This is a genomic window from Mucilaginibacter sp. P4_E8, from assembly GCF_056401495.1.
In genome coordinates, this window is sequence record NZ_JBFUJG010000154.1 from 1 (window position 1) to 10,501 (window position 10,501).

Consider the following 10,501-nt stretch of genomic DNA (forward strand, 5'->3'; position numbering starts at 1 on the left):
ATGTATTAATTATCCGCACCGAAGATAATCGTAAAACGATGAAAAGGCTAAATCTGAATAATCAGGAAACGTTGAATTCGCCTTACTTCAATCTTAGGCAAAATGATATTGTTTACGTTGAGCCTGATCGGTCTAAAGCGGTTGAATTTAGTTCAAATACCCGGATAGCGCCAATGATAATAGCTTCGATATCAGCCGCCGCCGTTTTAATTGCCGTGCTGCTAAAAAGATAAGAACCAATAAAACTATTGACCAATGTTAAAAACTGATGTTATGGCAACCAATTTTATTTATAAGCCCGCTGTACACACTAATTATAAGGATATAATTATGCCATATTTAAAACAGTGGTATTTATTTTTAATAACATTAATGATCAGTTTGGGAGGGGTTTGGCTTTATCTTGATTTTTCAACACCACAGTATAAAATAAGCAGCACTTTGCTTATACCTGATGATAAAAAGGGCGATGGTGGCCTGCTCAAGGCCACCGCTTTTAGTGATCTCAATATGTTCCAGGAAACCAAAACGGTAGATAATGAAATGGAGATTTTACGGTCCAGGGATTTGATTTATACAGCACTAAAAAACCTTAACCAGGAAACCAGATATTATGAACTCAAAGGTTTTAAAACCACAGAGCTCTATGGAGATGAGATTCCCTTTAAAGTTTCAGTGAAAAAACTTAACAAGCTGGCCTACTTAAGAAGGTTGCAACTGCAAAGTTTATCTGAAAGTACATTTTTGTTACAAGATGGACCATTAAGCTGGATATATCGTTACGGCCAGGTGATCAGGCACAAGGATTATGTGTTTAAAGTAGATAAGGGACCGGCCTTTGCCGAGCTATCAGGAACAATTGAGATAGAGTTTAAAAATTTATACCGGCTGGCTGCAGCTTATAGTGCGGGAATGTTAAACGTTAATCCCGTATTAAAGKAGTCTAATACCCTAATCTTAAGTCTGATAGATCCGGTACCTTCAAGGGGGGTGGATATCCTGACAAATATTATCAATACCTATAATATTGAAAATGTTCAGAAAAAGAATGTAATGGCTGTTAACACCATTTTATTTATTGATAAGCGATTAAAGGCAATGGAACAGGACCTTTCTACTGCCGAAGGGGGGATAGAGGCATATAAGCAACAAAATGGAGCAGTTGATGCGAACAGCGGCGGCACACAGATCAACTTAACAAAATCTGCAGAATATAGTCAATTGCTGGAAACATCAGATGTACAGCTTGGTATAGTAAGATCTATCGAAAGTTATTTAAGTCAATCTGATAATCAGTTTAGTGTAGTGCCAAGTACCATGGGATTAAAAGACCCTGTGCTGAATACTTTAATAAGCCGCTTTAACGATCTGCAACTGGAAAGAAACAGGATGCTGAATAGCGCTAACTTAAGTAACCCGCTGGTTCAAAACCTGAGTGATCAGATTGCTGCCCTGCGCGTGAATATCAAAGAGAACTTAAGTAATATCAAGAAAGGCTTTATTATAGAGCATAACCATCTTAAAGCAAATTCTGCACAGTATGATTCCAGGGTGCGCTCTGTACCTGCACTTGAAAGAGGTCTGTTACAGCGTAGTAGGGAACAAAGCGTTAAAACTTCATTGTATCAATATTTATTACAAAAAAGAGAAGAAACGGCCTTGTCATTATCTGCAACAATCCCAACCTCGCAGTTGGTTGATAAACCAGCTTTTGACCCAAACCCTGCATATCCAAAGCAACCCTTAATGTACCTGTGCGGTAGTATTCTCGGGTTACTGTTGCCCACCTTGTTTATTTATACCAAACAACAATTTAATGTAAAAGTTAAAGATGCAGCAAGTTTAAACAGCATAACAGGCGTAAGGATATTAGGCGAGCTTAGCCACAATGAGGTTAAAAGTCCAATAGCCATACACAAAGGCAGTAATTCTGTTATTTCTGAGCTGTTTAGATATATCCGCACCAACCTGGGGGTAACAAATTCAAATTCGGGCAATAAGGTTATGCTTATCACCTCCTGTATGAAAGGCGAGGGCAAAACATTTTTTAGCATCAATTTGGGTTTAACACTGGCATTACTTAATAAAAAAGTATTAATACTTGAGTTTGATCTGCGTAAACCAGATCTGCTTCAAAAATTAGGGATCACGCAAAAAAAGGGTATTACAGACTTTTTGCAGGGAGATACCGAAGGGCTTTTTGATTGCATTCAGCCTTATAAAAATGCCGATAATCTTTATGTATTGGGTTGCGGTTCAATACCCCAGGATCCTGCAGAACTGCTGATGGATCAGCGTATGGATCTGCTGYTTGACTGGCTAAAAACCAAGTTTGATTATTTAATTGTAGATACTTCTCCGGTTGGGTCTGTTGCCGACGCCTTTAGCCTGGCCCCGTATGCTGATCTGAGTATTTACCTGGTACGTTACAATTACACCAATACACAGCAATTGGATATCCTGCGTGATATTCACGATAATAAGAAATTAAAAAACCTAACAGTGGTTTTTAACGATGCAAAAAAAGAGAACCGTCAGGCTTATGCCTATGGTGGTTATGGTTATGGTGCCACAAAAGGCAGCAAATAGTATACAGTTATAGTTTAACCGGTTTTGAACCGGCGTGTAGTTCAAAATTAATATTTTAAAAGATTCGCCATGTAAGTGGTATGGCGAAGCTATATAAGCACTTGAATAAACCAATTATTAAATATTTTATTTAGCCGAACCCCATGCAGCCCTGTAAATAATTGTTCTGCATGAAAATTATCTCCAGCCGGTTCTTAACCGGTAACCTAAATAAATAGCGTGTATTTTTTAAGGTAATGGCATCATGTAAGTGATATGGCGAAGCTATTTGCTTGCCTCAAGCTTTGATCAATTTCAAATTCAACATTATAAAAATCTAAACCTGGCACAATGAATTTAAATGAAAAAAAATGGCTGGTTRTTTACACCAGACCACGATGGGAAAAGAAAGTTGACGCATTGTTAAAACAGCAGGGTATTGAATCATATTGCCCGGTACGCCAGGTACAAAACCAATGGGCCGATCGCAAAAAAGATGTCAGCTTGCCATTATTTAACTCATATGTTTTTGTGCGGGTTAACCTTCGCGATGAGGCCGCTGTACTTTATTGCATGGGCGTAATGGGATATGTTTATTACATGCAAAGGCCCGCCGTAGTACGCGATAATGTTATTGATGAGATCAAAAAGAATTTAGCGCTTTATAAGGACTTAGAGGTTGTTAACCTTGAAGGTGTGTCTGTTGGAGACCGTGTTCAGGTAAAACAGGGCGCATTTGTTAATCAACTTGGCCAGGTTGTTCAAATACAAGGCAAAAATGTACTCATGATTTTTGACAACATCCATTGTGCACTGGTAACCCGAATCCCCTTTCAACACATCACCATACAAAATTTAAATCAGGATAATAAAAATGCTACAAAATAAGTACAAAATAGGGATCATCGGCCTTGGATACGTCGGTCTCCCGTTAGCGGTAGAATTTGCTAAACAATATAAAGTGTTTGGCTATGATATCAATTCTAAACGGATCGATCAGCTTAAAGCAGGCTGGGATCATACCAGGGAAGTTAATGAGCAAGATTTAACAGCTGTTATTACCCCGGTTTGTACCACCCCCAAAGGCCTGTATTTCACTGACGAAATTGAAACGTTAAGGGCTTGTTCTGTTTACATTGTAACTGTACCTACTCCGGTTGATAAAAATAACCGGCCAGATTTAAGCCCGTTGATCAATGCGAGCTTATTGATTGGTAAAGTACTTAAACCGGGTGATATTGTTATTTACGAATCAACAGTTTATCCTGGGGTTACTGAAGATGAATGTATGCCTGTACTTGAAAAAGCATCCGGCTTGCGTTATAATATTGATTTTTTTGCTGGTTACTCACCAGAAAGAATTAACCCTGGCGATAAGCTTCATACTGTAGCAAACATCCGTAAAATCACCTCAGGCTCCAATGCACAAACAGCCGAAATTGTAGACGCACTTTATAGCTCTGTAATTACTGCCGGTACGTTTAAAGCCGATTCTATTAAAGTAGCCGAAGCAGCAAAAGTTATTGAAAATGCCCAGCGTGATATAAACATCGCTTTCGTAAATGAGCTGGCAATGATTTTTAACAGGCTTGGAATTGATACACATAAGGTTTTGGAAGCGGCAGGAACCAAATGGAATTTTTTAAATTTTCGTCCCGGACTTGTTGGGGGCCATTGTATTGGAGTTGATCCGTATTACCTGGCTCAAAAAGCTCAGGAAGCAGGCTATCATCCCGAAATTATATTGGCAGGGCGCCGCATAAACGACTCAATGGGGGCATACGTTGCAGATCAGCTTATTAAAAAAATGATCTGTAAAGGAACTTCCCTGATTGAGGCCGAAGTTTTGGTACTTGGCTTTACGTTCAAGGAAAATTGCCCGGATGTACGTAATACCCGCGTAATTGATATTGTACGCCGGTTAGAAGAATATAAGGTTAAAGTACATATACATGACCCCTGGGCCAATGCCGATCAGGCTAAACATGCTTACGGTATTATCTGCGAAAACGGCGAATCCAAGGACCGCACCTATGATGGGATTTTGCTGGCTGTTGCACACGAAGAATTTAAAGACATGGACCTTAAGGCCCTTTGTAAACCTAACGCTGTCCTTTATGATTTAAAAGCCTTTTTACCTGACAGTATAGTTAACGCACGCCTTTAAGTTTATTGATATGGGTTTTAAAGAAAAAGCTGTTTCGGGCATGCTATGGTCTATATGGCAACAGTTAAGCGGTAAACTGATTGGCTTTAGCATTTCCATTTTCCTGGCAAGGATACTTGAGCCCGCAGAGTTTGGGCTGATTGCAATGTTATCTATTTTTATTGCAGTAGGGAATATTTTGTTGGATGGCGGCTTAACTGCCTCGCTCATCAGAACAACAGATGCAGATCAAAAAGATTTGTCGACCATATTTTATTTTAATCTGGCCGGAAGCACCTTTTTATATTTATTGCTTTTTCTGTCGTCTCCGCTGATAGCTGATTTTTATAACCAGCCTTTATTAAAAGCAGTAGTCCGTGTGTATGGCCTTATCCTGGTCTTGAATGCCTTTTTTGGAGTACAAAGCACCCTGTTGATCAAAGATCTGAAACTCAAGAAACAAACCAGTATTCAGATACCGGCGGCAATTTGTGGTGGTATATTGGGTATTGTACTGGCAAAAATGGGATATGGTGTTTGGAGCCTGGTTTGGATGGGCCTGTGCACTTCGTTTTTATCAACAGCAATGCACTGGATCTATTCCCCATGGCGGCCTTCATTGGTGTTTGATAAGGAATGTTTTAAAAAGCATTTCAATTTTGGCTACAAAATGACATTGTCAGGAATACTGGATACAGTTTATCAAAACATATACTTTATTATTATTGGTAAGTACTTTTCAGCGGTCCAGCTTGGGTTTTACTCCCGGGCCGAATCCATCAGCCAATTACCGATCAGCAATATATCGGCAGCGGTTAATAAGGTTGCCTATCCAATGTTCGCCGAGATCTCCAATGATGTTGTACAGTTAAAAAATGTATATAAAAAGCTCATGCAACAAGTGCTTTTCTGGAATGCACCGGTATTGATTTTGTTATGCGTGATTGCCGAGCCCTTAATTCGCTTTTTGCTAACTGATAAATGGTTGCCTTCGGTACCATACTTTAAAATTTTATGCATTAGTGGTATCATGTACCCCCTGCACTCCTATAACCTGAATATTTTAAAGGTGATGGGCAAAAGCGCTTTATTCCTCAAGTTAGAGATAGTTAAAAAGGTACTCAGTGTGGTTGGTATTTTATCCTTCATCTCATTTGGGATTTATGGCCTGCTCTATTTTCAACTGTTTTTCAATTTTGTGGCCTATTATATCAATTCAATATATAGTGGTGAACTGATCCATTATCCTGTTAAAGAACAAATTGAAGATATTCTGCCTATCCTGGCACTGGCAGGCAGTATAGGTGTGGCTTGCTATTTTCTTGACCTCCTGCTTGCCCACCTGTTTGTACCTGATCTGATCCGAATTATGATCATTGGGATATGCTATGCACTGTTTTACTATGCTTTTAGCCAGCTGGTTAAACTAACAGCAATGAGAGATTTTAAACAATTAATCCTAAAAAAATGATACCAGTAACCAAACCTTTTCTTCCTTCCGAGAAAGAATTTAAAAGTTATGTAAAAAGTATTTGGGAGCGGCAATGGCTCACCAATAATGGTCCGCTTGTAAATACGCTGGAACTAAAGCTTAAGGAATATTTAGGACTTGATCACATGTTGTATGTTTCAAATGGTACTGTTGCATTGCAGCTGGCCATTAAAGCCCTGGAGTTAAGCGGTGAGATAATCACTACGCCTTTTTCTTTTGTGGCAACTACCAGTACTATTGTATGGCAGGGCTGCAAGCCTGTATTTGTAGATATTGATCCGGAAACATTTAATATTGATCCTGATAAAATTGAAGCGGCTATTACACCACAAACATCAGCCATCCTGGCCACACATGTTTATGGAACCCCATGCGATATAGATGCTATACAGCAAATTGCTGATAGGAACGGACTTAAAGTAATTTACGATGCCGCCCATTGTTTTGGCACCCGGTATAAAAATAAATCAATATTTGAATATGGTGATATAAGTACAACAAGCTTTCATTCCACTAAGTTGTTCCATACAATAGAGGGTGGTGCCGTGTTTACCCGTCAGCCTGATCTGTTAAAGAAAATGGCGCTCATGCGTAACTTTGGCTATTCCGGGGTCGACACTTTTTCTGAGCAGGGTATAAACGCTAAAAATTGTGAATTTCATGCGGCTATGGGTTTATGCAATTTGCCGCACATTGATGAGATCCTTAGAAAAAGGAAATATTTATCGGCTCATTACATGCTCCGCTTAAATAAGCTTGATGTGCAGTTTCAAAAATTGCAGAATATCGATGATTATAATTACGCTTATTTTCCTATCCTTTTTAGAAGCGAAGAATTGATGAAGGAGAGTATGCAAAAGTTGGAACTGGCGCAAATTTATTGCCGCCGGTATTTTTATCCATCCCTATCTGCTTTGCCTTATGTAAAAAATGTAGCTATGCCTGTTTGTGATTCTATTGCCAGCAGGATTATGTGTATACCGCTATACCACACCTTAACACTTGCTGATTTAGACATGATTTGCCGGTTATTGTTAAGGGCTCAAAACTCCGATGAAGGCAAGGCGCTTGAATCAAAACACTTTGGAATGTTGATTGCCGATCAGATAGAGTCTGAAATTAATACAGAACCCGTAAAAGTAAATGGTTCAATATGATTAATCAAAATCCTACGGTTAGTATTTGCTGCATTACTTATAACCATGCGCGGTTTATTGCGCATGCTATGGAGAGCTTTATAATGCAGCAAACAAATTTTCAATTTGAGATTGTTGTAGGTAATGATTGCTCAACCGATGGTACATTAGAGGTTCTTGAAGGATTTAAAAAACAATATCCAGGCAAAATAACACTGGTTTCTACAAAAAAAAACATGGGCCCGCATCATAATATGATCAACGCGCTCAAAGTATGTAAAGGTAAATATATTGCTCTTTGCGAAGGGGATGACTACTGGACAGACTCATGCAAATTACAGAAACAGGTTGATTTTTTAGAAACCAATACCGAGTATATAATTTGCTGTCATTATACCCGGGTAATTGATCAGGCCAATAACACCCTGTATGTAAATCCTAAGCCAGTACCCCTGGTACATACTTATCATGATTTGCTTGCAGGGAAACAGGAAGAGACAAAAACAGCTACATTGATGTACCGGAATGTAATTGAGATGCACCAATTATTTAACAGGCCATGGTTTTTTACCTGTTATGCAGGCGACAAAATATTTAAGCTTTTTGCAACCCACTATACCGGCCGAAAAATTTATGTAATGCCCGAAGTAATGAGCTGTTACCGCAATCATGAAGGAGGTGTATGGAGCATGATCAGTGCAAAGATAAGGATGGAACAGATGATCAGTGATTTTAACCTCATCATTAAACACTTTACATACCCGGCAAGGCAAAAAAAAGAGCTGTTATGGTTATACATCAAACGCTACTTATTGTTTGAATTAAGCCACTTGCATGTACGTAAAGCTTATAATACTCTAAAATATCTACTTTAAGCCAATCAGGAATATCTTATATTTTCATGAAAACTTTTTTACAACAAAAACCCCAGGTATTCTTTGTTATTCCTTCTTTAAAAGGAGGTGGGGCCGAAAGAGTATTAATTGCTTTAGCTAACCATTTTAATCAATTAAACTGCACCGCAGTAATTATAGCATTAAACCATGGTGAGCCTGCATACACTATTGATGAGGGTGTAAAAGTTATTTACATGCTTGAGCGCCGGCATAGTATGTTATTGCACAGGATATATTATATGTTGTTTACCTTTTTTAAGTTATTGAACCTGTTATTAAGAGAAAAACCAATTTGCGCGCTGTCTTTCATTACCTCTGCAAATATATGGACGGGAATTGCCTGTAGTATTACGCAAACCCCCTTCATCGTTTCAGAAAGGACGTCGCCTAAACGCAGTGTAAATCAATTAAGTTATTTAATTAAACGCCTAACTGCTTTATTGTATAAAAGAGCAGCAGCAGTTGTAGTAGGTGCAAAAGGTGTTGAGGATTGCCTTCGCGAGAATAAGGAATTTAAGAACCTTAATAACGTTTATAAAATAACCAATTCGGTACCTTCTTTTAACCCAGTATCGCCCAGGCGGGTACATCATCGCAAGTTTATACTTGGGGTAGGCAGACTGGAATATGTAAAAGGCTTTGATCTGCTCATAGCAGCTTTTAACAATGCTAAACTGTATGATGTAGATCTGCTAATTGTGGGCGACGGGCAGGAAAGAACCAACTTATTAGGGCAGAGTTATAATGGCGAATTAAAAGACCGTGTAATATTTACGGGCGCCCAAACCAACCTCCAGGATTATTACAGCCAGGCTGAGTTATTTGTGCTGCCATCCAGAAATGAAGGTTATCCTAATGCGTTGGTAGAAGCAATGAGTTTTGGTTGCCCATGCGTTGCTGTTGATTGTGAATTTGGCCCTTCGGAAATTATAATTAATGAACAGAATGGTCTTTTAGTTGAAACAGGAAACATTTATGCCATATCCAACGCCATAACCCGGTTAATTAATAACCCTTCGTTAAAAAACAGTTTAGGCAAACAGGCAATGCGTATTAATGATACTAACAATGCCCAACAAATATTTAAACAGTGGGAGAATTTGATTTTGAAGCATGTTCCACAACGTTATCAGCCTGCAGCTCTGAGTTTGTAATGTGTAATTATCAATAAGCAGGTTGCATTAAATTCATAACCCATCAGCTAAGTATTTATGGTACAATATTTAATCCGTCTGGATGATCTGTGTCCAACCAATGACCTAAAGAAATGGGAGCGTTTTTTCAATCTCTTTGATCTTTATGAAATTAAACCAATTATTGCAGTAATACCTGATAATCAAGACCCCAAATTAAGCGTATGCGGAGATCTTAACCCTTATTACTGGTCGCTGGTTCGTCATCTGCAGAAAAAAGATTATATAATAGGCATGCATGGTTTTGAACACCGCTACCAGAATCATAATTCGGGTTTGTTCAGGCTTAATAAACGCTCAGAATTTGCTGGTTTACCATTGTATATCCAGGAACAGAAAGTAAAGGCAGCCGTTTCCATATTTAAACGCGAAGGGGTACACACACCACTTTTTATTGCCCCGGCGCATACTTTTGACCGTAATACGCTTAAGGCGCTGGATAAGTATTCAGATGTATTGATCATTAGCGATGGGTTATTACGATCACCTTACATAAGGTTTGGTTTTGGATGGGTCCCGGTGCAATTATCAGAGGTAGCTGTAAAATCTAAACACACCTGGACATTTAATTATCATCCGGAAACCTGCACCGATGAGGCATTTGAAAAGCTCGAAAAGTTTATTGCTCAGAATCATAAACACTTTGTTTCCCTATCCAAATTAACTTTTAAGGACTACACTTTAAAAGATTATGTTAAGGAGCAATACATTATTTATTCGCGGTTGGCACGCAACTTTATAAAAGACCAGATAAGCCGTTTCCGGCGTCTTAAACTGGTAAGATAATATAATCTGATACCCCTATTTGAATGTTTCACTGCATAGTGGAATACAATAACTCACTGTTTTAATATAAATATGATGAACATTCCATTTTCGCCACCCTTTATTGACGAGGACGTAATTGATGAGGTTGTACAAACACTTCGTTCCAATTGGATCACTACTGGTCCAAAGGTAGCCGCATTGGAGCAGGAGATTGTAAAGCTAACATCATCAAAGGCTGCTGTTTGTGTTAATTCATGGACCTCAGGAGCTATATTGATGCTAAAATGGTTTGGAGTAAAAGC

At 38.7% G+C, this 10,501-nt stretch carries 9 protein-coding genes and 1 pseudogene; all 10 read left to right on the forward strand.

The features are described from left to right. Positions 1 to 233: pseudogene (locus AC1DRQ_RS26685) on the forward strand (polysaccharide biosynthesis/export family protein); the annotation flags it as partial. A gap of 22 nt (positions 234 to 255) precedes the next feature. Next, positions 256 to 2,589: a GumC family protein gene (locus AC1DRQ_RS26690; protein WP_477428439.1), complete on the forward strand. Its 2,334-nt coding sequence runs from the start codon at positions 256 to 258 to the stop codon at positions 2,587 to 2,589. Between the two features lie 330 nt (positions 2,590 to 2,919). Continuing rightward, positions 2,920 to 3,456: a UpxY family transcription antiterminator gene (locus AC1DRQ_RS26695; protein ID WP_477428441.1), complete on the forward strand. Its 537-nt coding sequence runs from the start codon at positions 2,920 to 2,922 to the stop codon at positions 3,454 to 3,456. Continuing rightward, entirely contained in the window at positions 3,443 to 4,735 is a 1,293-nt protein-coding gene (locus tag AC1DRQ_RS26700) for a nucleotide sugar dehydrogenase (protein WP_429400019.1), read from the forward strand. Before AC1DRQ_RS26695 ends, AC1DRQ_RS26700 begins: the two co-directional genes overlap by 14 nt. Before the next feature lie 10 nt (positions 4,736 to 4,745). Beyond that, positions 4,746 to 6,185, forward strand: coding sequence for a lipopolysaccharide biosynthesis protein (locus AC1DRQ_RS26705; protein ID WP_477428444.1), 1,440 nt, complete (start codon positions 4,746 to 4,748; stop codon positions 6,183 to 6,185). After that, the gene (locus AC1DRQ_RS26710; RefSeq protein ID WP_477428446.1) at positions 6,182 to 7,363 is read left to right on the forward strand and encodes a DegT/DnrJ/EryC1/StrS family aminotransferase; all 1,182 of its coding nucleotides are present in this window, start codon (positions 6,182 to 6,184) and stop codon (positions 7,361 to 7,363) included. Before AC1DRQ_RS26705 ends, AC1DRQ_RS26710 begins: the two co-directional genes overlap by 4 nt. Continuing rightward, the gene (locus AC1DRQ_RS26715) at positions 7,360 to 8,217 is read left to right on the forward strand and encodes a glycosyltransferase family 2 protein (protein ID WP_477428448.1); all 858 of its coding nucleotides are present in this window, start codon (positions 7,360 to 7,362) and stop codon (positions 8,215 to 8,217) included. Before AC1DRQ_RS26710 ends, AC1DRQ_RS26715 begins: the two co-directional genes overlap by 4 nt. Before the next feature lie 26 nt (positions 8,218 to 8,243). Then, positions 8,244 to 9,392, forward strand: coding sequence for a glycosyltransferase (locus AC1DRQ_RS26720; protein WP_477428450.1), 1,149 nt, complete (start codon positions 8,244 to 8,246; stop codon positions 9,390 to 9,392). Positions 9,393 to 9,449: 57 nt separating this feature from the next. After that, positions 9,450 to 10,217, forward strand: a complete 768-nt coding sequence (locus AC1DRQ_RS26725) for a DUF2334 domain-containing protein (protein ID WP_429400024.1) — start codon at positions 9,450 to 9,452, stop codon at positions 10,215 to 10,217. A 72-nt stretch (positions 10,218 to 10,289) separates the two neighbouring features. Then, a partial coding sequence (locus tag AC1DRQ_RS26730) for a DegT/DnrJ/EryC1/StrS family aminotransferase (protein WP_477428452.1) occupies positions 10,290 to 10,501 on the forward strand: 212 nt, incomplete at its 3' end.

Bases quoted from the DNA above. Each gene is read 5' to 3' on its own strand.
- AC1DRQ_RS26700 (WP_429400019.1), top strand. From the start codon at position 3,443: ATGCTACAAAATAAGTACAAAATAGGGATCATCGGCCTTGGATACGTC.
- AC1DRQ_RS26705 (WP_477428444.1), top strand. From the start codon at position 4,746: ATGGGTTTTAAAGAAAAAGCTGTTTCGGGCATGCTATGGTCTATATGG.
- AC1DRQ_RS26710 (WP_477428446.1), top strand. From the start codon at position 6,182: ATGATACCAGTAACCAAACCTTTTCTTCCTTCCGAGAAAGAATTTAAA.
- AC1DRQ_RS26715 (WP_477428448.1), top strand. From the start codon at position 7,360: ATGATTAATCAAAATCCTACGGTTAGTATTTGCTGCATTACTTATAAC.
- AC1DRQ_RS26720 (WP_477428450.1), top strand. From the start codon at position 8,244: ATGAAAACTTTTTTACAACAAAAACCCCAGGTATTCTTTGTTATTCCT.
- AC1DRQ_RS26725 (WP_429400024.1), top strand. From the start codon at position 9,450: ATGGTACAATATTTAATCCGTCTGGATGATCTGTGTCCAACCAATGAC.